Annotated in this window: 22 protein-coding genes; 13 read left to right on the top strand and 9 right to left on the bottom strand. The window is 60.5% G+C overall.

Translation table 11 applies throughout. The features are described from left to right. The first annotated feature begins 95 nt into the window (after nt 1–95). Nucleotides 96–944 (top strand): hypothetical protein, encoded by an 849-nt coding sequence (locus ACW9JE_RS16785; protein ID WP_457433363.1) that lies wholly within the window; start codon nt 96–98, stop codon nt 942–944. A gap of 206 nt (nt 945–1,150) precedes the next feature. On the opposite strand, the gene ACW9JE_RS16780 is transcribed toward ACW9JE_RS16785, so the two are convergent. Continuing rightward, a complete protein-coding gene (locus tag ACW9JE_RS16780) occupies nt 1,151–2,026 on the bottom strand; it encodes a helix-turn-helix domain-containing protein (RefSeq protein ID WP_224534770.1) in 876 nt (291 codons plus the stop codon). Nucleotides 2,027–2,473: 447 nt separating this feature from the next. Here ACW9JE_RS16780 and ACW9JE_RS16775 point away from each other — a divergent pair, with 447 nt between their 5' ends. The 7 genes from ACW9JE_RS16775 to ACW9JE_RS16745 all read left to right on the top strand — a co-directional run bounded on the left by ACW9JE_RS16775 (nt 2,474) and on the right by ACW9JE_RS16745 (nt 9,719). After that, a complete protein-coding gene (locus ACW9JE_RS16775) occupies nt 2,474–3,346 on the top strand; it encodes a hypothetical protein (RefSeq protein ID WP_224534769.1) in 873 nt (290 codons plus the stop codon). A gap of 187 nt (nt 3,347–3,533) precedes the next feature. Further along, the gene (locus ACW9JE_RS16770) at nt 3,534–4,796 is read left to right on the top strand and encodes an MFS transporter (protein WP_224534767.1); all 1,263 of its coding nucleotides are present in this window, start codon (nt 3,534–3,536) and stop codon (nt 4,794–4,796) included. Nucleotides 4,797–5,007: 211 nt separating this feature from the next. Next, on the top strand, nt 5,008–5,841 hold the full coding sequence (locus tag ACW9JE_RS16765) for a dihydroorotate dehydrogenase electron transfer subunit (RefSeq protein ID WP_224534765.1): 834 nt from the start codon (nt 5,008–5,010) through the stop codon (nt 5,839–5,841). Beyond that, a complete protein-coding gene (locus tag ACW9JE_RS16760; RefSeq protein ID WP_224534763.1) occupies nt 5,838–6,773 on the top strand; it encodes a dihydroorotate dehydrogenase in 936 nt (311 codons plus the stop codon). Before ACW9JE_RS16765 ends, ACW9JE_RS16760 begins: the two co-directional genes overlap by 4 nt. After that, nucleotides 6,770–8,026, top strand: a complete 1,257-nt coding sequence (locus ACW9JE_RS16755) for an allantoate amidohydrolase (RefSeq protein WP_457433362.1) — start codon at nt 6,770–6,772, stop codon at nt 8,024–8,026. The genes ACW9JE_RS16760 and ACW9JE_RS16755 overlap by 4 nt, the downstream gene beginning before the upstream one ends. After that, nucleotides 8,023–9,369, top strand: a complete 1,347-nt coding sequence (locus ACW9JE_RS16750; RefSeq protein ID WP_457433361.1) for a dihydroorotase — start codon at nt 8,023–8,025, stop codon at nt 9,367–9,369. The genes ACW9JE_RS16755 and ACW9JE_RS16750 overlap by 4 nt, the downstream gene beginning before the upstream one ends. Before the next feature lie 20 nt (nt 9,370–9,389). Next, nucleotides 9,390–9,719: a hypothetical protein gene (locus ACW9JE_RS16745; protein ID WP_224534757.1), complete on the top strand. Its 330-nt coding sequence runs from the start codon at nt 9,390–9,392 to the stop codon at nt 9,717–9,719. Between the two features lie 133 nt (nt 9,720–9,852). Here ACW9JE_RS16745 and ACW9JE_RS16740 read toward each other — a convergent pair whose 3' ends face one another. From ACW9JE_RS16740 to ACW9JE_RS16710, 7 genes are all read right to left on the bottom strand, one after another. Then, nucleotides 9,853–11,259, bottom strand: a complete 1,407-nt coding sequence (locus tag ACW9JE_RS16740) for an aldehyde dehydrogenase family protein (RefSeq protein WP_457433360.1) — start codon at nt 11,257–11,259, stop codon at nt 9,853–9,855. Between the two features lie 286 nt (nt 11,260–11,545). Next, entirely contained in the window at nt 11,546–12,604 is a 1,059-nt protein-coding gene (locus tag ACW9JE_RS16735; protein WP_457433359.1) for an alpha/beta fold hydrolase, read from the bottom strand. Between the two features lie 276 nt (nt 12,605–12,880). Further along, entirely contained in the window at nt 12,881–14,242 is a 1,362-nt protein-coding gene (locus ACW9JE_RS16730) for a purine-cytosine permease family protein (RefSeq protein ID WP_457433358.1), read from the bottom strand. 5 nt (nt 14,243–14,247) lie between these two features. Next, nucleotides 14,248–14,925 carry an isochorismatase family cysteine hydrolase gene (locus ACW9JE_RS16725; protein WP_457433357.1) on the bottom strand — a complete coding sequence of 226 codons (678 nt, stop codon included), beginning with the start codon at nt 14,923–14,925 and terminating at the stop codon, nt 14,248–14,250. Between the two features lie 132 nt (nt 14,926–15,057). Then, nucleotides 15,058–15,210 (bottom strand): hypothetical protein, encoded by a 153-nt coding sequence (locus tag ACW9JE_RS16720; protein ID WP_457433356.1) that lies wholly within the window; start codon nt 15,208–15,210, stop codon nt 15,058–15,060. Nucleotides 15,211–15,286: 76 nt separating this feature from the next. Next, nucleotides 15,287–16,330 (bottom strand): LLM class flavin-dependent oxidoreductase, encoded by a 1,044-nt coding sequence (locus ACW9JE_RS16715; RefSeq protein ID WP_175378867.1) that lies wholly within the window; start codon nt 16,328–16,330, stop codon nt 15,287–15,289. A gap of 109 nt (nt 16,331–16,439) precedes the next feature. Then, nucleotides 16,440–16,925, bottom strand: coding sequence for a flavin reductase family protein (locus ACW9JE_RS16710; protein ID WP_224534743.1), 486 nt, complete (start codon nt 16,923–16,925; stop codon nt 16,440–16,442). Nucleotides 16,926–17,248: 323 nt separating this feature from the next. Here ACW9JE_RS16710 and ACW9JE_RS16705 point away from each other — a divergent pair, with 323 nt between their 5' ends. Continuing rightward, nucleotides 17,249–18,646, top strand: coding sequence for a purine-cytosine permease family protein (locus tag ACW9JE_RS16705; protein WP_457433355.1), 1,398 nt, complete (start codon nt 17,249–17,251; stop codon nt 18,644–18,646). 376 nt (nt 18,647–19,022) lie between these two features. Next, the gene (locus tag ACW9JE_RS16700; RefSeq protein ID WP_457433364.1) at nt 19,023–19,583 is read left to right on the top strand and encodes a nucleotidyltransferase family protein; all 561 of its coding nucleotides are present in this window, start codon (nt 19,023–19,025) and stop codon (nt 19,581–19,583) included. A 222-nt stretch (nt 19,584–19,805) separates the two neighbouring features. Here the strand turns inward: ACW9JE_RS16700 and ACW9JE_RS16695 are convergent, their stop codons facing one another. After that, the gene (locus tag ACW9JE_RS16695) at nt 19,806–20,114 is read right to left on the bottom strand and encodes a DUF3077 domain-containing protein (RefSeq protein WP_224538036.1); all 309 of its coding nucleotides are present in this window, start codon (nt 20,112–20,114) and stop codon (nt 19,806–19,808) included. Between the two features lie 512 nt (nt 20,115–20,626). Here ACW9JE_RS16695 and ACW9JE_RS16690 point away from each other — a divergent pair. The 3 genes from ACW9JE_RS16690 to ACW9JE_RS16680 all read left to right on the top strand — a co-directional run bounded on the left by ACW9JE_RS16690 (nt 20,627) and on the right by ACW9JE_RS16680 (nt 24,429). Then, nucleotides 20,627–23,050, top strand: coding sequence for a TonB-dependent siderophore receptor (locus ACW9JE_RS16690; RefSeq protein ID WP_224538038.1), 2,424 nt, complete (start codon nt 20,627–20,629; stop codon nt 23,048–23,050). A 72-nt stretch (nt 23,051–23,122) separates the two neighbouring features. Then, nucleotides 23,123–24,253 carry a PepSY-associated TM helix domain-containing protein gene (locus ACW9JE_RS16685; RefSeq protein WP_457433354.1) on the top strand — a complete coding sequence of 377 codons (1,131 nt, stop codon included), beginning with the start codon at nt 23,123–23,125 and terminating at the stop codon, nt 24,251–24,253. After that, complete coding sequence (locus tag ACW9JE_RS16680; protein ID WP_224538041.1) at nt 24,250–24,429, top strand: hypothetical protein; 180 nt, start codon at nt 24,250–24,252, stop codon at nt 24,427–24,429. The genes ACW9JE_RS16685 and ACW9JE_RS16680 overlap by 4 nt, the downstream gene beginning before the upstream one ends. Nucleotides 24,430–24,504: the final 75 nt, after the last annotated feature.

Genomic DNA, 24,504 nt, shown 5'->3' with positions numbered 1-24,504 from the left:
GATTCAGTCGACAGAGATGTTGCCTGGCACACCGCATTCGCGAGCAAGCCCGCTCCCACAGGTTTCGTGTTGCCCATCGACCACAAGGAAGAACCATGTACGTCAACTCGTCGTCATCCTCATCCAGCGCCTTGATCGCCGCCTATTCCTCCGCCGCCAGCAGCAAGACCTCCAATGCCCAGGGCAACGGTGCCAGCCAGTCGGCGAACGCGACGCAGAATGACGATTCGGTGAGTTTCTCCGGCACCGCCACCGACTACAGCGCGGCCATCGCCAGCAATGCGCCGTACTTTCCGGTGCGCGAGGGGATGAACGCCGATGCGCTGATCCTCGGCGCGGCCAAGCCCGGGGCAATCTCCAGCTCCAAGGACAAGACCTTCGCCGACGTCGCCCTCGATGCCCGCAAGCGCATGGACGAGAAGTACGCGCTGATGAAGGACAGCGGCAAGCCCTACGACAACAGCATGACCGATCGCAATTCGCTGATGGGCGATCTGGATCGGCGCTCGCTGTACGCCGTGGCCAGCAACGAAGGCGGTCAGTTCACCAAGGAAGAAATTGCTTCTGCGCAGGAGCTGATGCGCCAGCAGGCACAACTTGCCACCGGCTATTACGTGGGCCCCGAAGATCAGAAGAAGAACTGGCGCGACCCATTCGCCAACGACCCGGTCGGCCGAGCCAAGGCGGCGCTGAACTTCCTCGACAACATGAGCCCGGAAGAGAAATCCACCCCGCAGTGGCTGACCCAGCGCGCGACCATCCAAAATGCCCTCGACCAGGCCACCGCCGCCGACCCAGTGGAACTGGCGAAGAAGAAACAGCTGTATTTCCCGATCCTTGCCGAGATCCTGGAGAAGGGCACCAGTTGGTTCGACAAGAAAGAGTCGGGTGATGAAGACAAATCCGCCGAATTGCTCAACCAGCTGAAAGCGGCCATCAAGTAACTCATGTACCGGCGTTCGTACGGCTCTGTAGGAGCGAAGCTTGCTCGCGAAGGCGGTGTATCAGTCAAAGCAAATGTTGACTGACCTGACGCCTCCGCGGGCAAGCCCTCTCCCACAGGGATTTGTGTCGGTCACAGATTTTTGAGTCGACAGAGGAATCTGTGGGAGCCGGGCCCGCGAAGGGGCCGGTACATTCAACAGCGTACTTAAAGCTTGGCCAGCAGCTTGCTCAACTCCCGTTTCGCCGCCTCGCCCGAATGCGCGCGTTCGAGCAATCCACGGGTCATGGATTTGTACATCTCCACCGCCTCGGGCGATGAGGTCACGCTGGCGATCCCGGTATGAATGTTGGGCAATTCGCCCAGGCGGTAGGGGCTGACCGCCACATAGCTGGTGTGGGGTTGTTCGAAGATCTGGAAGGTGGCGCTGGGCAGGGTTTCGTCGATCAGGTAGATGTTGAACCGCGAACCTTCGCTGCCGATCTGCTCGATCAAGTTTTCGACTTCGCGCCGGGCCAGCAACGCGCGCTCCATCCTGACGCTCGGCGGCAGATCAAGGCGACCCACCAGGCCGATGTGCAGATAGCGCTCGATCTGGCGCAGGCTGATGATCGATTGCACCTCGAACTTCTGCTTGGAGAAGGTCGCCTTACGCTCATTCAGAATCTCGAGGATCTGCGCCTGCATGGCTTCCTGGCTGGCGTCGAAATCCTTCGGCCGCGCCTCGTCGAGCATGGTCTTGAACAGATCGGTGTAGGCGGGGGAGGTCAGCAGGTAGGAGAACGGATCGAAGTACGACTGGATGCTCACCGAGCGCGCTTCGAGTTGGCGCATGCGCTCGAAATAGCCCAGGGCGTTGTCGAAGTATTCGGTATCGGAACCCAGCAGGCTGGTCAGGGACACCTTGAGCAACTGTGCCAGGCGATCCAGGGTTTCGAGTTTGACGATCTTGCCCAGCTCCAGGCGATATACCGCCGCACGGGAAATATCGAGTTTCTCCGCCACCTGGTCGGCGTTCAACTGGCGTCCGATGCGGTAGGCCCGAAGGCGTTCGCCGATGGCCTGGTAGTCGATTTGGCTCACTGCAACTCCGAAAGGCTGATGTCCATGGGGCGAAAGGGTAGCCCCGAAAGTATCCGGGCACCGTTTATGCGACTCAACCGAAGAATCTGTTGACCGCGAAACAACTTCGTTGTATCAATATTTAGACGAAATTATTCGTTCGTCTAAAAAATACAAAAACGGTGCGGCCATGTCCATGAGTATCCCACCCCAAATCCCCATACCGAGCCTGGCTCCGGGCTGACGCTTGCACGTCTGTCTGTTCTGCACTGACTGAAATAACCCGAATCCGGTCGCGCTCGTTGCAGCGCGACGGGGTTTTTTACGCCTGAAAACCTGCCCTGGAGCACATCGCCGACCCGAAACCCCGACCTTGTCAAAGCTGAAAAAAACCAGAGGCCGTGAACAGCCAACGCTGATTACGCGACCTGCTACGCCCCTAAATCAATAAGAATACGGAGCACACCCATGAATCATTCCACCGCCAGGCCCTCGTTGCCGGCGCTGTCACTGGCACTTTCCCTGTCGGTTCTGGCGCCCTGTGCCCTGGCCGCACCGGGCTTTAGCGACACCCTGATCGGTTACCGCTACAGCGACCACTACACCGACCCCGGCAAAACCAAAGACGTGGCCAAGAACATCCTGCAAATCACCCACGTCAGCAGTTACAAATTGGGGCAGAACTTCATCAATCTCGATGTGTTCAAGTCCGACAGGACCGACCCGGCCAAGGGCGGCGGCACGGGCGCTACGGAGATTTACCTGACGTACCGCAACCAGCTGCAATACGGCAAGGTGTTCGACAAACCGCTGGCGTTCGGCCCGGTCAAGGACGTGGCTCTGACCGCCGGTTTCGACCTCAATACCAAGAACAACGAGTTTGCGTCCGAGAAGCGCCTGCTGGTTGTAGGCCCGACGCTGAAGTTTGCCTTGCCCACGGGCTTTCTCGACGCCAGCCTGCTGTACGCCCGTGAGTGGAACCACTGCGGTCTGGATGTGTGCGGCAAGCCGGGCAATCACAACGATCTGCTGTTCGATCGGTTCTATCAGTTCAACCTGACTTGGGGTGTGCCGTTCACCGCGGGCGGTCTGCCGCTCAAGTTCCAGGGCTTCTACACCTACAGCAGCGAGAAGGGCGACGACTACCAGAACCGTCCGACCGCCGCCGAACAGCTGATGCGCACCTCGTTGATGCTGGATGTCGGGCAGATGGTCTGGGGCGAAAAGAATGTGTTCTGGGTCGGGCCGGGGTACGAGTACTGGCGCAACAAGTTCGGCAACGAGAGCGGCCCGGGAACGGACGTCGATGCGTTATCGATAAACCTGGAATGGCATCTGTAAGGCGAGCGGATTATTTTTTCGCATTGCCCGTATCAAAAATTAGACAGCGAGTCTCATTTGTTCGTAAACTCAGCGCATCGCTCAGGCGATAGAAGGACGGCGCTGTTTCCTAACAGGGATGAGTCAGGCGGTAAACTGCGAAGAATTACCCGCCTTAAACCCGTGATAACAATAAGAGGTAATGATTGTGAAAACTCACAACGACTCAAGCGCCGCCATGGCGGATGCGTCACCGCGCAAGGCGTTGATCGCCAGCGTGACCGGCTATGCCATGGACGGGTTCGATCTGTTGATCCTTGGTTTCATGCTGCCCGCCATCACCCTTGGCCTGGGACTTACCACCTCCGAAGCCGGTTCTCTTGTGACCTGGACACTGCTCGGCGCTGTGGCCGGTGGTCTGATCTTCGGCCAGCTCAGCGACCGCTATGGTCGGGTCAAGATGCTCAGCGTGTGCATTCTGGTGTTTTCGGTGTTCACCGGTCTGTGCGCGCTGGCGCAGGGGTATTGGGATTTATTGACCTACCGCACCCTGGCCGGGTTCGGCCTGGGCGGAGAGTTCGGCATCGGCATGGCGCTGATCGCCGAGACCTGGCCGGCCAACAAGCGCAACCGCGCTTCATCCTACGTCGGCATGGGCTGGCAGGCCGGGGTCCTGGCGGCTGCGCTGCTGACGCCCTTGCTGTTGCCGCATATCGGCTGGCGTGGAATGTTCCTGGTCGGGCTGGTGCCGGCGCTGCTGTCATTCGTGATTCGCCATACCATGGGCGAGCCGGAAGAGTTCGTGAAGGCCACGGTCAATCCGATTTCCTTCAGTCAGCGCTTTGGCCAACTGTTCAAGGATGTGCCGACGACCAAGGCCAGCATCGGTGTGATGGTCCTGACGTCGGTGCAGAACTTCGGCTACTACGGAATCATGATCTGGATGCCCAGTTATCTGTCGCGCCAGTTCGGCTTCTCGCTGACCGCCTCCGGCACCTGGACCGCCGCGACGGTAGTGGGGATGGCCTTCGGTATCTGGCTGTTCGGACAGTTGGCCGACCGTTTCGGGCGCTGGCGGATCTTCTTGCTCTATCAGGCCAGCGCGGCGGGAATGGTGCTGATCTACGCCAACCTGACAGACCCGATCAGCATGCTGTTTACCGGCGTGGTGATGGGCATCTTCGTCAATGGCATGATCGGTGGTTATGGTGCGTTGATCTCCGATCTCTATCCAGCTCAGGTCCGGGCCACGGCGCAAAACGTTCTATTCAACGTCGGCCGTGGCGTCGGCGGGTTCGGTCCGCTGGTGGTGGGGGCGATTGCCTTGGCGTATTCGTTCTCGGCGGCAATCATGCTGCTGGCATCGATCTACCTGATGGCCATGGCCGCGACGCTGTTGCTGCTGCCGCGCAGCCAGGGCGACAGTGGCTCGGCACAGGTGGCACAACCTCAGGCAGCAGCACAAAAGTAAGGCTTGAATCGGGACTTTCGCACGGCGAAATTTTTTTCCGAAATGCTGTATCAATAATTAGACAAACAGCTTTTCAAAGCGTAGAGTCAATCCATAACTGAAGTAGGGAAGCGCAACGTTGCCGTGGTTACAGGCAACGTTGCGATTCTTTTGGCTCGACAGTATCAAAAATTAGACAAAGCACTGAACAAGAACAAAGAGGGCTTTAAACATGAGCGGGATTTCAAGCTGCTGCCAGGCCATTGCCGTCACACCGCCCAACGATACGCTGGCTGTGGTGCTGTCCAACGAATGGGTCAACGACGAGTACAAGCGTCTGATCCTGCAGGCCGATGGCGCGGCCTGTCACTCGCAGCCGGGGCAGTTTTTCAACCTGCTGTGCCCCAGCGAAGGCGAGCACAAACCGTTTTTCCGTCGTCCCATGAGCACCTACAAGGCCGATCCGGCCAGCGGCCAGGTGGAGTTTCTGTACAAGGTCACCGGCAAGGGCACCTTCGGCCTGGAAACCCTTGGCGCACAGCAGACTCTGGAAATCCTCGGTCCACTGGGCAAGGGGTTCGACCTCGACCCGCAGTGGCAGCACATGACCATCGTCGCCCGCGGCGTGGGCTTGGCGACCCTGGCACCGCTGGCCGAAGCGGCCCATGCCCTGGGCATCAAGCTGACCGCCGTGCTCAGCGCCCGCAGCGAAAAGAGCCTGTTGTCCCGCGAACGCTTCGCTTCCCTTGGTGCCGAGGTCATCTGCGTGCTGGACGAAGACGGCAGCAGTTCCCTGGAAAACCTCGAAAGCCTGTTGCGTCAGGTGATTGCCCGTGAGGGCAGCAACGCCTTGTTCACCTGCGGCTCGAAACGCCTGACCCGCCTGCTCAAACGCCTGTCGGCCGAATTGCAGCTGGCCGGGCAGGTTGCCCTGGAGCAGCAAATGGTGTGCGGCCTGGGCATGTGCCAATGCTGCGTCGATGTGTTCGAAGTCGATGGTTTGAAAATCGGCAAACGTGTGTGTCTGGAAGGCCCGGTGTTCGACCTGGCGGAGGTGCTGGAATGATCGATCTAAGCGTAAACATCGGCGGCTTGCGCCTGAAGAACCCGGTGATGCCGGCGTCCGGCACCTTCGCCGAAGAGCTCACTCACCTGTTGGACTTCAATGCCCTGGGTGCGCTGGTGACCAAGACCATCACCAGCGAAAAACGCAGCGGCAACCCGATGCCCAGGGTCTGCGAACTGGCCGACGGCATGATGAATGCCATCGGTATTCCGAGCAAAGGCGCCGACCTGTTTATCGAAAAGGTGGTGCCGTTCTATCGCAATTTCGATTCGCCGCTGATCGTCAGCATCTCCGCACCCAGCGCTCAGGGTTTTGCCGAACTGGCCGCGCGCTTGAGCGACGTACCGGGAGTGGCGGGCATCGAGGCCAATATCTCGTGCCCCAACATCGAAGCCCACGGCGCGTCCTTCGGCATGCATGCCGACAGCACGCGGGAGGTGATCAAGTTGATGCGCGCCAGCACCTCGCTGCCGCTGTGGGTCAAGTTGACCCCCAATGCCGGCGAGATCGTCGACATCGCCCTGGCCGCGCAGGACGAAGGCGCCGATGCAGTGGTGGTGGGCAACACCTTGCTGGGGCTGTCGATCGACATTGAAAAGGGCAGGGCGCGGCTGGGCAATTTCATGGGCGGCATTTCCGGCGCCATGATCAAACCGCTGATGGTGCGACTGACCTATCAGTGCGCCAAAGCCCTGCAGATTCCGGTGATCGGTTGCGGCGGCATCGCCACCGCCGACGATGCGCTGGAGTTCATCTATGCCGGGGCAAGCGCGGTGCAGGTCGGCACGGCGACCTTCATCCACCCCAAGACCATGAACCTGATGGTCAACGAGCTGGAAGTGTTTTGCCGGCGCAAGGGCGTCAGCCGCTTGAGTTCATTGATCGGCAGTCTCGACGATTCCCCGGCCCCTGCCTTTGGAGCCTTGCCATGAACGCGCTCTGGAAACAGCAGGCACAGCGGATGTTCAGCGAGATCGGCGAACTGTCCCTGGACCCGGAAATCGGCATCACCCGCCAGAGCTATGGCGCCGGTGAAAACGCCGCGATCGACTACCTGACTCAGTTCGCCCGGGACAACGGTTTGCAGGTGCACAGCGACCGTGCCGGTAACGTGATTTTCCAGCGGGCCGATGACGATGGTCAGCCGGCGATCTGGATCGGCTCGCACCTGGACTCGGTGCCTCAAGGCGGCAATTACGATGGTCTGGCGGGCGTGGTCGCAGGATTGCTGTGCCTGTGCCGGCTGGATCGGGAGGCGGTGCGCACCCCGCGACCGATTCGTGTGCTGGGCCTGCGCGGTGAGGAGAGCGCCTGGTTCGGCAAGTCCTACATCGGCTCGCGGGCGTTGATGGGTGGCCTCACCTCCGCCGATCTGACCCTGGTCAACCGCTTCAATCAGCAAACCCTGGGCGAAGCGATGCAGGCGGTGGGCGCGGACCTGGAGGCGATCCGCAGCCGGCAGTGGCTGATCGATCGCGAGCAGTTCGCCGGCTATCTGGAAGTGCATATCGAGCAGGCCGAGTCCTTGGAAAAAATGGGTCAGGCCATCGGCATCGTGCCCGGCATTCGCGGCAATCTGCGCCACAACCGGGTGCGTTGCCTGGGCGAGGACGGTCATTCCGGGGCCGTGTCCCGCGAAGACCGCCACGATTCGGTTTTCGCCGTCAGTGAGCTGGTGGCGCACATCGACGAGCTGTGGGGCCAGTGGCTGGAAGACGGCCGCGATCTGGTGGTCACGGTAGGCACCCTGGGCACCAACGCCGCTCATCACGCAGTCTCGCGCATTCCTGGTGAAGTGAATTTCAGCCTGGAAATCCGCAGCCTGCATCAACCTACGCTGGACGCCTTTTATGCCTTGATCGAGACGGAAATCCGCCAGATCGAGGAACGTCGCCAGGTTCGTTTCGAGTTCGACAAACGCATCGACACGCAACCGGCGGCCATGCATCAGCCCTGGGTCGACGCCTTCGTGCGCACGACCCGCGAGCATGGCTGGGAAGGCGTCCTGACACCGAGTGGTGCAGGGCATGACGCTGCAGTTTTCGCCAACGCCGGAATCAGCAGCGCCATGCTCTTCATCCGTAACCAGCACGGTTCACACAATCCTTACGAGGCAATGGCGCTCGATGATTTCATCGAGGCCACTCAAGTGCTGTACCACGCCATGCAGGAGCTGACGCTATGACTGTTTCACCTGATTCGTGGCTGATTCGCCACGCCACGCTGGTGAATGAGGGCCAGCGCTTTTGCAGCGATCTGCGGATCGAAAACGGGCTGATCGCGCAGATTGCGCCGACGCTCGATCCCCGCGCCGGGGAGCAGGTGATCGACGCCACCGGGCTCTGGCTGTTGCCGGGAATGATCGATGACCAGGTGCATTTCCGCGAACCGGGCCTGACCCACAAGGCGGACATCGCCAGCGAATCCCGGGCTTGTGCGGCAGGCGGCATCACCAGTTTCATGGAGATGCCCAACACCCGGCCGCCAGCGCTGGATCGCGACTCGCTGGAAGCCAAGTACGCCATCGCGGCGCAATCTTCGGTGGTCAATTACGCGTTTTACATGGGTGCCAGCAACGACAACCTTGAGGCGATCCGCGCGATCGATCCGAAGAGCACACCCGGGGTCAAGGTGTTCATGGGGGCGTCCACCGGCAACATGCTGGTGGATGATCCAGCAGTGTTGAACGGCATCTTCCGCGACTCGCCGGTGACGATCATCACCCATTGCGAAGACTCGCCGATGATCGAGGAAAACCTGCAAAAGGCGCTGCGCAGCTATGGCGAGAGCCTGCCTGCGCATCTGCACCCGCTGATCCGCTCCCGCGAGGCGTGCATCAAGTCGACCCGGCTGGCCATTGCCCTGGCGCGCAAACACGACGCGCGCCTGCATGTGTTGCACATTTCCACCGCCGAAGAGCTGGCGCTGTTCGAGCCCGGGCCGCTGGAGGGCAAGCGCATCACGGCCGAAACCTGCGTGCATTTCCTGCACTTCAACGACAGTGACTACCAGCGGCTAGGGATGCGGCTCAAGTGCAACCCGGCGGTGAAGAGCGAGCGTGACCGTCAGGCGATTGTCCGGGCTCTGGCCGAAGGTCGCCTCGACGTGCTGGCGACTGATCATGCGCCGCATCTGCTCGAAGAGAAAAACGCTCCTTACCAGAAAGCGCCGTCGGGGGTACCGCTGGTGCAGTTCGCCCTGCAAGTGGCGCTGGAGCGGGTGTTTGCCGGTGAGTTGAAGCTGGAACGGGTGGTCGAAGCGGTCAGTCATGCCCCGGCGCAGTTGTTCGACGTCAGCGGTCGCGGTTTTCTGCGCGAGGGTTATGCGGCTGATCTCGTGCTGGTCGATCCGGACCGGCCACATACCGTGCAGCGCAGCGAAGTCCTGTCCAAATGCGGCTGGAGTCCGTTCGAGGGCAGCACCTTTTCATCGAGCATCGTCAGCACGTTCGTCAACGGCCAACGGGTCTGGGATGGCACAGCCATTCTCTGCGGCCTGCACGGCCAGCGCCTTTCATTCGATCGTTAACCAGGTCCGAGGAGTACGCCATGAATTTCACAACCGCAGTCCAGGAGTTTCGTCAGGCATTGCCCGGCACCGACGCCTTCAAACGCGTGCGGGTGCAGTGCGAGCAGATCATCCGCAGCATCCCCGAACACGCGGCAATGTGTTTCGTGATCGGCGAGTTCTGTCGTGCGTATGTGCTGTTTTACGAGGATCAGGAAGTCAGCCCCGAGTTCGCGCAACACGTCAAGGCGCAGTTGCTGGGGTACATGGACAGCCTGGAGGCGGCACTGGAAACCGCGGATGAGCGCCAGTTGAGTGCTGCGTTGAATCAGGTGGTGGTGGCGTATGCGGGTAGCCGGGGGCTGGTCTGAATTTGCGAGAGTGCGCTTGCTCGCGATTGCGGTGTATCAGTCAAAGCAAATATTGACTGACCTGACGCCTTCGCGGGCAAGCCTCGCTCCTACAGGTTTTGTGTTGTCCACCCATTGAAGGGTGGACCGCTGATCAGCCGCGCACGGCCTTGGACCGCCAGACCATCATTTTCTCGGTCTGCATTTCCTTCATGGTGTGAGGGATGCCGCCCACGCCGTGGCCGGACTGGCGGGCGCCGGCGAAGGGCATCCAGTCGACGCGGAAGGTGGTGCTTTCGTTGATCATCACGGCGGTGGCGTCCAGTTCCTGGTAGCACTGCATGGCGGTGTCCAGGTTCTGGGTGAAGACCGCGGCCTGGAAGGAGTCTGGCAGCGAGTTGGCCAGCCCGATCGCTTCAGACAGATCGTCGTAGGCATACACCGCGACCACCGGGCCGAACACTTCCTTCTGCATCACATTGGAGTCGATGGACGGGTTGAGCAGCACGGTCGGCGCGTAGCAGTTGTTGCCCAGCGCACGGCCACCGGAGATCAGGCGCGCGCCGCCGGCGACGGCCTCGTCCACCCACTGGCTGACGCGAGCGACTTCACGCTCGGTGATCAGCGGGCCGACATCGGTCCGTGCATCCGTCGGATCGCCGACCACCATGGCATCGCCCAGTTGGCCCAGACGCTCGGCCACTTGCTCGGCGATGCTGCGGTGGCAGAACACTCGCTGCACGCTGACGCAAACCTGGCCGGCATGGAAGAAGGCGCCACGGGCGATGCGCGGCAACGAGTCGTCCAGATCGGCATCGGCGGCCAGCATCACTGGCGCCACACCACCGTGTTCCAGGGCGCAACGGGCACCCGGCGCCAGGGTCGAACGCAGCATCCAGCCGACTTTCGCCGAACCGATGAAGCTGAAGAAACCTACCCGGGGGTCGGACACCAGTTTGCCGGTGATGGTGTTGTCCGCCGGCAGCAGCATCTGCGCCCAGCCTTGCGGCAGGCCGGCTTCGGTCAGGATATCGATCAGGGTGCGGCAGCTCAGCGGGGTGTTGCCCGCCGGCTTGACGATCACCGGCGCGCCGACGGCGATGGCCGGGATCACCTGGTGCACGATCAGGTTGAACGGGTGGTTGAAGGCGGAAACAGCCGCCACCACGCCAATCGGCTCGAATTGGGTGAAGGCCACACGGTTGGCCGACGCAGCGTTCACGCCCATCGGAATCACATGGCCGCCCTCGGTGCGCAGCACTTCGATGCTGTTGAGGATGCCGTCGATACCGCGCTCCACTTCAGCCAGGGAATCCTTCAGCGGCTTGCCGCCTTCGCTGGCCGCCTGGGTGGCGATCTCGACCTTGCGTTCGGTGACCAACTGGGCCGCACGGTGCAGGATTTCGATGCGCCGAGGCTTGCTCAGCCATTGGCTGCGATCGCGATACAGGCCATGGGCGACGCTCAGCGCCTGCTCGACATCGGCCGCGCTGGCCGCGACGACATGACCGAGTAGGGCGCCGTTGTAAGGCGCGTGCACAGCCAGTTTTTGTTCAGACATGGGACTTACCTCGGATCGCAAGAAATCAATGGGCAGGATTGGCGAAAAAAGATTGCACACCCCTATCCATTGTAGGAGCTGGGCTTGCCCGCGAAGGCGTCGGATCAGCCAACATTGATGTTGGATGTCCCGGCCTCTTCGCGGGCAAGCCCGGCTCCTACAAGGTTAACCGGCCAACGGCGCTTGCCGGACTTACGATCAAGTTATCCCTGGGTGAGTGTTTCGAAAACTGAATAATTAAGAAACACCCGTTCATTTTTCCAGAAGATCTTTTCGCCTCGCGAGCTTACAAGTGATCGGCATCAATGATCGCCTTGGCAAACGCCTGCGGGTCTTCCTGCGGCAGGTTGTGACCGATGCCGCCGGAAATCAGCCGGTACTCGTATTTGCCGGTGAAGCGCTGGCGGTAGTCCTCGGCTTTCGGGTGCGGCGCGCCGTTGGCGTCGCCTTCCATGGTGATGGTCGGCACGCTGATGGACGGGGCCTTGGCCAGCTTCTGCTCCAGGGCGTCGTACTTGCTTTCGCCGGTTTCCAGGCCCAGGCGCCAGCGGTAGTTGTAGACCGTGATGGCGACGTGATCCGGGTTGTTCAGGGCGGCGGCGCTGCGGTCGTAGGTGGCGTCATCGAACTTCCACTGCGGCGAAGCCAGCTGCCAGATCAACTTGGCGAAATCGTGGGTGTTTTTCTGGTAGCCATCGCGGCCGCGGTCGGTGGCGAAGTAGAACTGGTACCACCACTGCAATTCAGCCTTGGGCGGCAGCGGGTTCTTGCCGGCGGCCTGGTTGCCGATCAGGTAACCGCTGACCGACACCAGCGCCTTGACCCGCTCAGGCCACAACGCCGAGACGATATCCGCCGAACGCGCGCCCCAGTCGTAGCCACCGAGCACCGCCTGTTTGATGTTCAGCGCGTCCATGAAATCGATCACGTCACTGGCCAGTGCAGCGGGCTGGCCGTTGCGCAGGGTTTTGTCGGACAGGAATTTGGTATCGCCATAACCCCGGGCGTAAGGCATCAGCACGCGATAACCCTTGGCGGCGAGCAGCGGGGCGACTTCGTCGTAGCTGTGAATGTCGTACGGCCAGCCGTGCAGCAGGATCACCACCGGGCCATTGGCGGGGCCGGTTTCGGCGTAGGCCACGTCCAGCAGGCCGGCCTTGATGTGCTTGAGCGGGCCGAACGGGGTATCGGCGTTGACGGAAGCGGCGACAGGCGCGGTGGTTGGCGTGGTGCTCGCCTGGGCATTGATGGCGCCCAGGACGCCCAGGGTCAGGGCAAGAACAGTGGAACCCACCAGATGGCGGCGATTTTTATCGGCGTTGGATTTCGAAAAATGCACGTTCATGGTGGAGCTCCTTATTCAGTGGTGGCCAGGCGGTGAAGGCCGTGGTTCACATTTAAGGGCAGGGAGGTATCCGGGCTATTTCAGAAAAGCGCGCGGGTGAAGCGTTTTGTATCGCGGGGAAGTGTAGATACATTGCGATACAAAGCTTCTCGACGCTGAACCCTGTAGGAGCCGAGCTTGCTCGCGATGCACGACAGGACAACGCGGGGAATCAGACGGCCCGCGTCATCGTTGACGTCCATCGCGAGCAAGCTCGGCTCCTACAGGTGGGTAGTGTTATGACGTGCTGGTCAAAACCGGCTTGCCAATCGCCCGCTTCATCAACCCGTAATAACTCACCGCAGGCACCAGCAACCCCACCAGCCACGCCAGGTCCACGCCATCCAGCGCCGTAGCAACGGGACCGACATACAGCGTGGTGTTCATGAACGGCACTTCCAGGGCAATCGCCAGCACGAAGCTGCCACAGGCGATCCAGTTGACCCGCCCGTACACACCGTCGGGATCGAAAATGTCATCGATCCGGTACTGGCCTTTGCGCAGGCAGTAGTAGTCCACCAGGTTGATTGCCGTCCAGGGGATCAGGAAGTAGCTCATGAAGAAAATGAAGTTGAGGAAGAAGCTGATGAAATCATCCTGGCTGATGGTGCACAGCGCCGTCGCCAGCAGGCTGATCAGCAGCATGAACACGCCGCGCACCCGAGGTGTGACCTTGAGTCGGGCGAAAGGCTCGATCACGGTCACGGTCGACATGAAGGCGCCGTACAGGTTGAACACGTTGATCGACACCTGGCCATAAACGATGAAGGCGAACAGCAACAGCGCGCCACTGCCGAACAGGCCGGCGACATGGCCGCCGACGTTGCTTGAGAAATCGCTGATGCCGACGCTGAGGATCGCTCCGAGAATCATCATCCAGGCGCCGCCGCTGACGGTGCCGGCGTAGCTGAACCAGAACACCCGAGCGGTGGAAGTGTTGCCGGGCAGGTAACGCGAATAGTCGGCGACGTAGGGGGCGTAGGACAGTTGCCAGGTCACGGCAATGCTCACCGCCACCAGGAACTTCGACAGCGAAAAACCGGTCGGCAGCCACTGTTCGGCCGGGATCGGTAGCTGCAACGCGAGGATTGTGGCGGCGGCAAACACCAGCAGCGAGAGGATCGACAGCAACTTCTGCAAGCGATGGATCAGCCGGTAGCCATATAGCGCAACCACGAAACACAAGGCGCCGATCAGGTAGACATTGCCGGTGGCGGGCAACGGGCTGACCGACTCTAGCGCCTGGGCGGCGAGCAGGGTGTTGCTGACGAAGAACCCCAGGTAAATCAGCATCACGAACAGCAACGGCAACACCGCGCCGATCACGCCGAACTGGGCGCGACTCTGGATCATCTGCGGGATGCCCAGTTTCGGTCCCTGGGCGGAATGGGAGGCCATGAAAATCGCCCCCACCAGCGAACCGACCAGAATGGCCAATGCACTCCAGAACAGGTTGAGCCCCATCACCACCGGTAACACGCCAGAGGCGATGGTGGTGATGTTCATGTTGGCGCCGAACCAGATGAAAAACAGCGAACCGGGGTGGCCGTGACGTTCGGTTTCCGGGATGAAATCGATGCTTCTTTTCTCGACTTGCATGGCGATCACTCCTGAACCTGGACGAGGTGGGCTTGCAGACGGGCGATGGTGCTTTCCAGCTCGTGGGGCTGGTGGGCGAACATGTCCGGCTGGTCGGGATTCAGGCTCAGGTAATCGCGCTGGGCAAAGGCTCGAAGACATTGGCTAGTGGTGAGCATTTCCAGCGAATAGACCCAATTGGCCATGATCAACAGCGCCGAGTAATGCGCGGCCAGGGTGGTCGTGGTGCAGGCGTCGCTGACCAGACGAATGCGATAGCCCAGCGCAAAGGCATCGAACACCGTACTCAATACGCAGACATCGGTCAGCACGCCGCCGATGGTGAGCGTGTCGATGTTTTGGGCCTTGAGTCGACTGTCCAGATCGGTGCGGTGGAAGGCGCTGTAGCGGCCCTTGTCGATCACCGTTTCATTGGGCTGTGGGGAGAGTGATTCGATGATTTCGATCTGCCGGGTGCCGGCGCGATAACTGCTTGGCCCGCCGTCGGCGTCAAGGGGTTCGCCGAGCGGCAGGTCTAGACCGTCGGCCCTGTTGAGATGGCGGGTAAAGATGACGGGGATCTGTTGGTGGCGGGCAGATTCCAGAAGGATGGCGGTGTTGGCGACCACCGTGTCGAAGTGTTCGAGGACGAAACCGTCCTCTTGTTGCATGTCGATGATCAACAGTGCGTTTTTATTGTTCATGGGGCAAACCTGATCATGAGCCGGACGCTGTTGCGTCCTGCCAGCCCGGCAGGAGCCGGACGAAGCACGATGCACCCAAGGCATGGGGTTGACGCCCGATGTCTGGGTACGTGGATTCGTATTCGGGATTGCTCAGTGAACTATTTGCCAGAAGCCGTTCTGCTTGGCGGTGACGCTGGCGCGCAGGCGCTTGAAATGCAGGTGCGAAGCGGTCCATTCACCGCGCAGATAAGCCTGCGCGGCGCCGGAGGGAAGGGCGAGCGATTGAGGATGACCATGGTTCATGAAGCAATGCTCATGGAAATCGACCCTGCACGTCAGTCACGCCCCGCGGCTTCGCATCCGCGGGGCAGGGTGGTAATCAGCGAAACGCCGGCACCACATGCTTGATGAACAGCTCCAGCGACTTTTTCTTTTCCGCATGAGGCAGGCTGTTGTCGCACCAGAAGCTGAATTCGTCGACACCCAGTTCCTGGTAGTACTTGATGCGCGGAATGATTTCTTCCGGGGTGCCGATCATGGCGGTCTTGTGCAGGCTTTCCAGTTCGAATTCCGGGCGGCCGGCGAATTTCTCTTCCGGGCTTGGCGCCAGGAAACCATTGACCGGGGTCTGCTTGTTGCCGAACCAGGCGTCGAAGGTGCGGTAGAACTTCGAGATGGCTTTGGCGCCGACTTTCCAGCCTTCCGGGTCGTCTGCGGTGTGGACGTGGGTGTGACGCAGCACCATCAGTTGCGGGCGCGGCACGTCCGGGTTGTTGTCCAGTGCGGCCTGGAATTTGTTCTTCAGGTCGAGGACTTCTTCGTCGCCTTTCATCAGCGGCGTGACCATGACGTTGCAGCCGTTGGCCACGGCGAAGTTGTGCGAGTCCGGGTCGCGGGCGGCGATCCACATCGGTGGGTTCGGCTGCTGGATCGGCTTGGGCACGCTGGTGGAGGTAGGGAATTTCCAGATGTCGCCGTCGTGGGCGTAGTCGCCTTTCCACAGGGCACGAACGACTGGAACCATTTCCCGCAGCGCCTGGCCACCGCTGGAAGCTGGCATGCCACCGGCCATGCGATCGAATTCCACCTGGTAAGCGCCACGCGCCAGGCCGACTTCCATGCGACCGTTGCTGATCACGTCCAGCAGGGCACATTCACCGGCGACCCGCAGCGGGTGCCAGAACGGCGCGATGATGGTGCCGGCGCCCAGGTGAATGGTGGTGGTCTTGGCGGCGAGGTACGCCAGCAGCGGCATCGGGCTTGGCGAGATGGTGTATTCCATGGCGTGGTGTTCGCCGATCCATACGGTGTTGAAACCACCGGCCTCGGCCATCAGGGTCAGTTCGGTCAGGTCTTCGAACAACTGACGGTGGCTGACGCTTTCGTCCCAACGTTCCATGTGTACGAACAGGGAAAATTTCATGACGCTACCTCGAATCTCTTGTGGTCGACCCGTCGACTGCGGGGCTGATGGTTATTGGTATACCATAATACGAAATGGCTGCAAATTCTTTTAACTTGTGGGAGGTGGCTCAGGCCAGAACAGGCAACGCCCCCATCTTCCCGTGGCAATACACCAGCGGGCCGGCGTCGTGCGAAGGCACGATCAGGTTCTTCACCGCGCCGACCATGATCGCGTGGTCGCCGCCTTCATATTCGCGCCACAGCTCGCATTCGATGACCGCCGTGGCGTTGGCCAGGATCGGATTGCCCAGTTCGCTCAGGGTCCACTCGATGCCTTGGGCCTTGTCCTTGCCTTTGCGGGCGAACGCATAGGCTTCGCTTTGCTGGCCGCCGGACAGGAAATGAATGGCGAAGCGCTTGTTCTTGATCAACACAGGATAGGAGTCGGAGCTGTAGTTGGGGCAGAACAGCACCAGGGCAGGGTCCATGGACAGCGAGCTGAAGGCGCTGGCGGTCAGGCCGACGATCTGCCCGTCGTCATCGAGGGTGGTGATAACGGTCACGCCGGACGGGAACGAGCCCATGACTTGTTTGTAGACGGCGGCATCGATCATTGGACGTTCCTCGGGTGGTGTGACGCGGTTTTTATGTGTTTGTAGGTCTGATGGTATACCGTAATACCAAGTTTGCAAGGACTTTCATTGCCTGCCGACAAACGCGCATGGCAGCACTTCAACTCAATGATTACGGGGCTTTGCGCGTAGGGGAGTGCGTCGATATACCGCAGGAAAGCGGATCAGATGCGATTTTCAGGACCGGATCAGTCTTGTGAAAATGTTGGAATACCATAATATGGTCCGCATCTGAGGGGCGCCAAAGAGCGTCCCCGGTTTGGCTTTTACAAAGATAAGAACAGACAAACTAGAGTTCATACCCTATGTCCCAGATGTCCCGGCAAGATCCGTTGATCGAGAACCACACGGTCGACTACGTTCCTCTCGCAGAGCGCCATGGGAAGGCCCGCGATCTCTTCACTCTATGGTTCAGCACCAACATTGCGCCGCTGCCGATCGTGACCGGCGCGATGGTGGTTCAGGTGTTCCACCTCAATCTGTTCTGGGGGCTGCTGGCGATTGCCCTGGGGCATATGGTCGGTGGCCTGGTGATTGCGCTCGCCTCGGCCCAGGGGCCGCGCATGGGCATCCCGCAAATGGTCCAGAGCCGGGGTCAGTTCGGACGTTACGGCGCGCTGCTGATCGTGTTCTTTGCCGCGTTGATCTACATCGGCTTCTTCATTTCCAACATCGTGCTCGCGGGCAAGTCGATCGTCGGCATCGTGCCTTCGGTTCCGGTGCCGGCCAGCATTCTGATCGGCGCGCTCAGCGCCACGGCGATCGGGGTGATCGGCTACCGCTTCATCCATACCCTGAACCGTATCGGCACCTGGGTCATGGGCAGCGCGCTGCTCGCCGGCTTCCTCTACATCTTCGCCCATGACCTGCCGGCGGACTTCTTCACCCGCGGCGGCTTCAACCTCTCCGGCTGGCTGGCGACGGTGTCGCTGGGGATCATCTGGCAGATCAGCTTCTCGCCTTACGTGTCGGACTATTCGCGTTACCTGCCGGCGGATATCGGCATCAGCCGCCCATTCTTCGCCACCTACCTGGGCGCGACCCTGGGCACGATCCTGTCATTCACCTTCGGTGCGGTAGCCGTGCTGGCGACTCCGGAAGGCACTGAAGCGATGGCGGCGGTCAAGCAGTCCACCGGTTGGCTGGGGCCGATTCTGATGGTGCTGTTCCTGCTCAATATCATCAGCCACAACGCCCTGAATCTGTATGGCGCGGTGCTGTCGATCATCACTTCGATCCAGACGTTTGCCAGCCAGTGGACGCCGAGCATCAAGGTGCGTGTGGTGTTGTCGACGGTGGTGCTGGTGGGTTGCTGCGTGGTGGCGCTGGGCGCGTCGGCGGACTTCATTTCGCAGTTCATCGGGCTGATTCTGGCGCTGTTGCTGGTGCTGGTGCCGTGGGCTTCGATCAACCTGATCGACTTCTATGTGATCAAGCGTGGCTGCTATGACATCGCCTCGATCTTCCGCGCCGATGGCGGGATCTATGGGCGGTTTAATGTGCATGCGATCGTGGCGTATTTCATCGGCATCATTGTGCAGCTGCCGTTTGCCAACACGTCGTTGTATGTCGGGCCGTATGCCAATCTGGTAGACGGTGCGGACCTGTCGTGGCTGGTGGGATTGGTGGTGACTTGTCCGCTGTATTACTGCCTGGCGACGCGGGGGCAGAGCCGGGCGGTGAGGTTTGGTTATGCGGAATGAGGGTGTTTGCTGATTTTGCATACATCCGCTGAACTTGTGGGAGCGAGCCAGCTCGCGATGAACGCCCAGACACCGCGGGCATTCAGGTAACCCGCGTCATCGTTGACCACCATCGCGGCAAGCTAGCTCCTACAGTGATTTGAGGTGGTCCGCGAAATTTGTGCCAGGCCACAGAACCTGTGGGAGCGGGCTTGCTCGCGAAGGCGTCCTGACAGACAACCATTACCTCGCTGATGCCCCGCCCTCTGTAGGAGCTGCCGAAGGCTGCGATCTTTTGATCTTGCCCTTGAAAATCAAAAGATCGCAGCCTCGTTTCACTCGGCAGCTCCTACAATAGGCGTGCCCGCCAATGACCAATGCCCTTCAAGGAACGAACATGACATTGACCGCCGAAAAACTGGTCAGTATTGCCATGACCAACCCGATAAACGCCCGAATCCTCTCCCGCCTGCCTTCGCTTCACCTCAACCAATGCATGCTCACCGCCGGCTGCCTGTTCCAGGCCGTATGGAATCACCAGGCGAATCGGGCGGCGGACTGGGGTATCAAGGATTACGACGTTTTCTACTTCCACACGGACCTGTCCTGGGAGGCCGAGAACGAGGTGATTCAGTCGGCTCAAGCCCTGTTCCAGGACCTGGGCGTCAATGTCGAGTTCAAGAATCAGGCGCGGGTGCACCTTTGGTATGGCGAGCGTTTCGGCAAAGCGTATCCGGCGCTTCAGTCATCCCAGGATGGGGTGGATCGCTATTTGGTGGCTGGGACTTGTATCGGGATGGATGTTGAAACGGGTGAGGTGTATGCGCCTAACGGTCTGGAAGATACCGAACAGGGGATATTACGGATCAACCCGAAAAACCCGCAGCCGGATTTGTTCGAGCAGAAGGCCAGGAGTTATCAGGCTCGCTGGCCCTGGCTTGAGATTCTGGCACCGTGATCGGCACTTTCACGAAACCCCTGTAGCAGCTGGCGAAGCCTGCGTCCGGCTGCGAAGCAGTCGCAAAATCAGCCGGCGCGGTGTTTCAGGTAAAACTCGCACTCAGGTTTTACGACTGCTGCGCAGCCGGACGCAGGCTTCGCCAGCTGCTACAAAGGTTCTTTGTACGCCGACACCAACTAAAAAGCCCCGAAATCTCGGGGCTCATTGCACGCTTTACCGCTACACCTCTGTCTTCTTCGCCGCCTGCAAAGGCCGCCGCTCCAACACCTTCACCACATCATCAACCACGGCCTTACCCATCGCCGCCAAATAATGCGCCGCCCACGCGTGACGGTCGCAGCCTTTAGCGTAAGCGGCATCCATTGCAAAGGCCTTGGCGAGGAACAGCAGGTTGGAGGCTTCGGACAGGGCGTCGACGATGGGGACGTCGCGGCAGACGTGGAACAGGGGTTGGTCCGAGATGTACATGAAGGGGGTGAAGCCGGGGGTTTTGAGGTCTGAAGCGGAGGGCATATCTGTTTTGCTCATGAATCTTGCTCCTGAGTGTCTGGATAACGTCGTTGTCCGGTTCCGAGTTACCACACTCGATCGCTTGGTATCAGCGACGACCGGAGACTAGCCCGACACCGAAAAGCACAACAAGACAGCAGAGTGCTCTGGAGCAAAATTCGGAGATCGCCTACAGCATCCTTCAGCTTTATCCGCAGAAATCCTACTGGCTTTAAACAACCACTAAACATTGTGGTGTCTGGGAGGACGTCTTCGCGGGCAAGCCCGCTCCCACAGGGATTGTGTATATCCATAAAAATTCGGCGGCTGACAGGCCTCATCGCGAGCAGGCTCGCTCCCACAATGGTGCTGCGTCGTGCATAAAATCCAGATTCCACGCAGTTCCTGTAGGAGCGAGGCTTGCCCGCGAAGAGGCCATCAGCTTCACTGAGAATCACTGAATCGAAATTATTTTCACTTACCCCTATCACTTTTCGAATCTCGTCCGGCACCTAGGCAATTGAGAAGTATTTACTTTCAGGAGCCGCTGTATGTCCCGTTCGCTAGACACCTTGTTGCGCCCCAGTTTGCTGGCGGTCGCCATTGCCTTTTGCACCCCTATGGCCAGCAGCCAACTGATCGCCGCCGAGCAGTCCAGCGTGCGTGCCTACAACCTGCCGGCCGCGCCTCTGGCCAGCACCCTGAACCAGATCGCCAGCCAGGCCGGTATCGCCTTGTCGCTGAACCCATCGCTGGCCGCGGGCAAGACCTCCGCGCCGGTCAATGGCCAGTTCGATGCCGCAGGCGCCATGCGTGAAGCGCTGCGCGGCACCGGTCTGCAACTGGAGCAGAGCGGCGGCAGCTACACCCTGGTGGCTGTGCCGGAAGGCTCCCTGTCCCTGCCGGCAACCAACGTGATCGGCGTTGAGAACACTGAAAGCGCCTGGGGCCCGGTGGAAGGTTATGTCGCCAAGCGCACCGCCGCCGGCACCAAGACCGACACTGCATTGGTTGAAGTTCCACGTTCGATCTCGGTCGTGACGCGCGAGCAGATGGACGACCGCAACGTGCAAAGCCTGGACGACGCCGTGCGCTACATGCCGGGCATCACCGCCAGCAGCTACGGCAGCGATACCCGTGCCGACTGGATTCGCGTGCGTGGCTTCGAACCGACCCAATTCCTCGACGGCTTGCCGCTGCCAAAGGGCGTATACGCCAACCCGAAACAGGAAACCTGGAACCTCGACCGCCTGGCCCTGCTGCGCGGCCCGGCTTCGTCGATCTACGGCCAGACGCCACCGGGCGGTCTGCTGGACATGGTCAGCCGCCGTCCCAGCGCCGAATCGAGCAACGAGATCCAGCTGCAATACGGCAGCGACAATCATCGCCAGATCAACTTTGCCAGCACCGGCAAAATCGATGAGGAAGGCCAATTCCTCTACGGCTTGAGCGGCGTGGTGCGCGACAGCGGTACGCAGATCGACCACGTCGACAACAAGCGCTACAACATTGCGCCGAGCCTGACCTGGAACATCGACGAAGACACCAAATTCACCCTGCTCACGCAATTCACCCGTGACGATACCGGCATCACCAGCCAGTTCCTGCCGATTCAGGGCACCAAGATCAACATGCCGTTCGGCGATGTTTCCCACCACAAGAATCTGGGTGACCCGGATTGGGAATATTACGACCGCACCTACTACGCGCTGGGCTACGCCTTCGAACATCGTCTGAATGATGTGTGGCAGTTCCGCCAGAACCTGCGCTACACCAAATCCGACCTGTCCTTCCAGGGCATCACCGTCGGCGCGTATCCGTTCACCCAGGTCGACAACGATGGCAACGTGGGCCGCTCGACCACCAGCGTCGACGAAGACATCAGCCAGTTCGCCGTGGACAACAATTTCCAGGCCGACTTCGCCACCGGCGATGTGCGTCATACCTTGCTGATCGGCCTCGATCATCAGCGCAGCAATACCAACTACACCTCGATCTTCGGCAGCGCGCCGCCGACCAACGTGATCAATCCTGTGCGCGGCGTGGAAATCGTGCGTCCACCTCGTTCCAGCGCGTTCTATGACTACGACCAGAAGACCTACCAGACTGGTCTGTACATTCAGGATCAGATGGCCCTCGACAACTGGCGCCTGACCCTGGGCGGTCGTGAGGACTGGGTCCACACCGGTACCAAGTTCTTCAATCAGGGCGATGCCACCAACACCGAACGTGACAGCAACTTCAGCGGCAACGCAGCGATCAGCTATGTGTTCGACAACGGTTTCGTGCCGTACCTGTCCTACGCCGAGTCGTTCCAGCCGACCAGCAACGCCACCGCCTCGCCAACCCAATCGTTCAAGCCGACCGAAGGCGAGCAATGGGAACTGGGTATCAAGTACCAGCCTCCAGGCAGCGACACCTTGCTGAGCGCGGCAATCTACGACCTGACGCAGAAGAACGTGTCCGTCACCACCACCAACTCGGATAACGTCTCGATCACCAGCCAGACCGGTGAAGTGAAGGTCAAGGGCCTGGAGTTGGAAGCAGTGTCCGACGTGACCGAGAACCTCAAGGTGATCGCGGCGTACACCCTGGCCAAATCCGAAGTGCAAAAAGGCGACTTCAAGGGCAACCGTCTGCAACTGATGCCTAACCAGCAGGCTTCGTTGTGGGCCGATTACACCTGGCACAGCGGCGTGCTGGACGGTTTCGGCATCGGCGGCGGTGCGCGATACACCGGCAACACCTACGGCGATCAGGCCAATACCTGGCTGGGCAAGGCCGACGCCTACACGGTGTTCGACGCTGCGGTCCACTACGACCTCGGTCGCCTGGACAACAGCCTGAAGGGTGCTTCGCTGGCGTTGAACGCGACCAACGTATTCGACAAGGATTACATCTCCACCTGTGACAGCTTCTACTGCTACTACGGCGACCAACGCAGCGTCGTCGCCAGTGCCACCTACAAGTGGTAACGGCCTGAGCTGACACGCCCAGTACCCAGGCCGTCCTTCGAGGACGGCTTTGGTATTTCTGAGGGTCATGAAATGAAAAGTAAAACAATTCGCCGCTGGTCCGTCGTCCACACCTGGACCAGCCTGATCTGCACGGTGTTTTTGCTGCTGTTGGCACTGACCGGCCTGCCGTTGATCTTCCATCACGAGATCGATCATCTGCTGGGCGATGCCCCGCAATTGCGGGAAATGCCGGCGGACACGCCGCAGCTCAATCTGCAGCAACTGGTGCAGGCCGCTGAAAAGCATCGCCCCGGCGAAGTCATGCAGTATTTCGGTTTCGAAGAGGACGAGCCCAACGCCGCGATCGCGATCATGGCGGCCACCGCCGGTACCGAACCGAACTCGTCCCACACCTTCATGCTCGACGCCCGCACCGGCGAGGCGCTGGAGATGCCGTCGGCCAATGGCGGCTTCATGATGCTGATGCTGCGCCTGCATGTGGACATGTTCGCCGGGTTGCCGGGCAAGCTGTTGCTGGCGTTCATGGGCTTGTTGTTCGTGGTGGCGATTGTGTCCGGTACGGTGTTGTATCTGCCGTTCATGCGCCGGTTGAAGTTCGCCACGGTGCGCCAGGACAAGTCCACCCGCCTGCGCTGGCTCGACCTGCATAACCTGATTGGCGTGGTGACTTTGACCTGGGCGCTGGTGGTGGGTGTGACCGGCGTGATCAGCGCCTGCGCCGACCTGTTGATCGCCGCCTGGCGCAACGACAGCCTGAGCGCGATGGTCGCCCCGTATCGCGATGCGCCGCCGCTGACGCAACTGGCGCCGGCCACGCGCCTGCTCGATATCGCCAAGGAAGTCGCGCCGGGCATGCAGCCGGATTTCATCGCCTTCCCCGGCACACGGTTTTCCAGCGAACACCATTACGCGGTGTTCATGAAAGGCAGCACGCACCTGACTTCGCACCTGCTCACGCCCGTACTGATCGACGCCAGCACCCTGAAGGTGACGGCGGTGGCGGAACGGCCCTGGTACATGGACGCCATGGGCATGTCACAGCCGCTGCATTTCGGTGATTACGGCGGCATGCCGATGCAGATCCTCTGGGCGACCCTGGATGTGCTGACCATCATCGTCCTCGGCAGCGGGGTTTACCTGTGGGTGGTGCGGCGCAAGGCAGCCAAGCCGGTGCTGGAACAAGCGGAGAGCGTGGCATGAAACCCAGGCAGTCGAATTTCTGGAAGGTCTTCGGCACCCCGACGGTGATCGCCCTGTTCACCGCCGCCGGCCTGTTCGCCGCGCTGCTGGGCGACGGCATCTGGGACGCCCTGAGCTGGCTCGGCCTGGGCATCCCCGCCGTCCTCGCCCTGCGCGGCCTCCTCCAACGCCGCTAACCCCGCCACACCATCAATCTCCTGTGGGAGCGGGCTTGCTCGCGAATGCGGTCTGTCAGCTGCAACCCTGCCAAC

This window comes from Pseudomonas sp. SDO55104_S430 (assembly GCF_054070595.1).
Note: the sequence above shows the minus strand (reverse complement) of the source record. Positions and strands in the feature narration are given on the sequence as shown.

Excerpts from the sequence above, each read along its gene's own strand:
- ACW9JE_RS16705 (WP_457433355.1), top strand. The coding sequence starts at position 17,249 with ATGTCCCAGATGTCCCGGCAAGATCCGTTGATCGAGAACCACACGGTC.
- ACW9JE_RS16745 (WP_224534757.1), top strand. The coding sequence starts at position 9,390 with ATGAATTTCACAACCGCAGTCCAGGAGTTTCGTCAGGCATTGCCCGGC.
- ACW9JE_RS16750 (WP_457433361.1), top strand. The coding sequence starts at position 8,023 with ATGACTGTTTCACCTGATTCGTGGCTGATTCGCCACGCCACGCTGGTG.
- ACW9JE_RS16765 (WP_224534765.1), top strand. The coding sequence starts at position 5,008 with ATGAGCGGGATTTCAAGCTGCTGCCAGGCCATTGCCGTCACACCGCCC.
- ACW9JE_RS16760 (WP_224534763.1), top strand. The coding sequence starts at position 5,838 with ATGATCGATCTAAGCGTAAACATCGGCGGCTTGCGCCTGAAGAACCCG.
- ACW9JE_RS16735 (WP_457433359.1), bottom strand. The coding sequence starts at position 12,604 with ATGAACGTGCATTTTTCGAAATCCAACGCCGATAAAAATCGCCGCCAT.
- ACW9JE_RS16680 (WP_224538041.1), top strand. The coding sequence starts at position 24,250 with ATGAAACCCAGGCAGTCGAATTTCTGGAAGGTCTTCGGCACCCCGACG.
- ACW9JE_RS16785 (WP_457433363.1), top strand. The coding sequence starts at position 96 with ATGTACGTCAACTCGTCGTCATCCTCATCCAGCGCCTTGATCGCCGCC.
- ACW9JE_RS16700 (WP_457433364.1), top strand. The coding sequence starts at position 19,023 with ATGACATTGACCGCCGAAAAACTGGTCAGTATTGCCATGACCAACCCG.
- ACW9JE_RS16710 (WP_224534743.1), bottom strand. The coding sequence starts at position 16,925 with ATGATCGATGCCGCCGTCTACAAACAAGTCATGGGCTCGTTCCCGTCC.
- ACW9JE_RS16730 (WP_457433358.1), bottom strand. The coding sequence starts at position 14,242 with ATGCAAGTCGAGAAAAGAAGCATCGATTTCATCCCGGAAACCGAACGT.
- ACW9JE_RS16715 (WP_175378867.1), bottom strand. The coding sequence starts at position 16,330 with ATGAAATTTTCCCTGTTCGTACACATGGAACGTTGGGACGAAAGCGTC.
- ACW9JE_RS16685 (WP_457433354.1), top strand. The coding sequence starts at position 23,123 with ATGAAAAGTAAAACAATTCGCCGCTGGTCCGTCGTCCACACCTGGACC.
- ACW9JE_RS16775 (WP_224534769.1), top strand. The coding sequence starts at position 2,474 with ATGAATCATTCCACCGCCAGGCCCTCGTTGCCGGCGCTGTCACTGGCA.
- ACW9JE_RS16695 (WP_224538036.1), bottom strand. The coding sequence starts at position 20,114 with ATGAGCAAAACAGATATGCCCTCCGCTTCAGACCTCAAAACCCCCGGC.
- ACW9JE_RS16690 (WP_224538038.1), top strand. The coding sequence starts at position 20,627 with ATGTCCCGTTCGCTAGACACCTTGTTGCGCCCCAGTTTGCTGGCGGTC.
- ACW9JE_RS16720 (WP_457433356.1), bottom strand. The coding sequence starts at position 15,210 with ATGAACCATGGTCATCCTCAATCGCTCGCCCTTCCCTCCGGCGCCGCG.
- ACW9JE_RS16725 (WP_457433357.1), bottom strand. The coding sequence starts at position 14,925 with ATGAACAATAAAAACGCACTGTTGATCATCGACATGCAACAAGAGGAC.
- ACW9JE_RS16755 (WP_457433362.1), top strand. The coding sequence starts at position 6,770 with ATGAACGCGCTCTGGAAACAGCAGGCACAGCGGATGTTCAGCGAGATC.
- ACW9JE_RS16740 (WP_457433360.1), bottom strand. The coding sequence starts at position 11,259 with ATGTCTGAACAAAAACTGGCTGTGCACGCGCCTTACAACGGCGCCCTA.